This window comes from Pseudomonas sp. EA_5y_Pfl2_R50 (assembly GCF_963970475.1).
Taxonomy (GTDB): Bacteria; Pseudomonadota; Gammaproteobacteria; order Pseudomonadales; family Pseudomonadaceae; genus Aquipseudomonas.
In genome coordinates this window covers 1-318 of sequence record NZ_CAXAPT010000223.1, presented here as the reverse complement: position 1 = coordinate 318, position 318 = coordinate 1, and the positions used below count along the sequence as shown (strand labels likewise).

Genomic DNA, 318 nt, shown 5'->3' with positions numbered 1-318 from the left:
TCAAACACAAAAGGCTGGCTGATGGCTTCCCGACCGGTAAGGGTAAACACCTGGAAATCGGCGGAAAGACCTTCGATGGTCAGGGCAAAGTGGGTTTCATTGGCCGGCGCGAACATCCCTTGTTCCTTGTGCTGCAAGCGGCGTTCGTCGACGACCGACTGGCGGTTCGACGCACGCGAAATTCTGGAGGGGCGTAAACAACATCGACCAGCAGAGCTGGCCGATGCTTGTAACGATCAGCCGTAATTAAACGACTGGAGCACGCCAGTCATCGGAACCCGAAGTACCGGATACTTCGTGGGTCCAGGTGATTTTGCG

Annotated in this window: 1 protein-coding gene and 1 pseudogene; both read right to left on the bottom strand. The window is 56.0% G+C overall.

Features of this window, described 5'->3' with window-relative positions; genetic code table 11:
* A partial coding sequence (locus AACY19_RS28015) for a hypothetical protein (RefSeq protein WP_445262340.1) occupies positions 1-116 on the bottom strand: 116 nt, incomplete at its 3' end.
* 130 nt (positions 117-246) lie between these two features.
* Positions 247-318, bottom strand: a pseudogene (locus AACY19_RS27555) (Hcp family type VI secretion system effector); the annotation flags it as partial.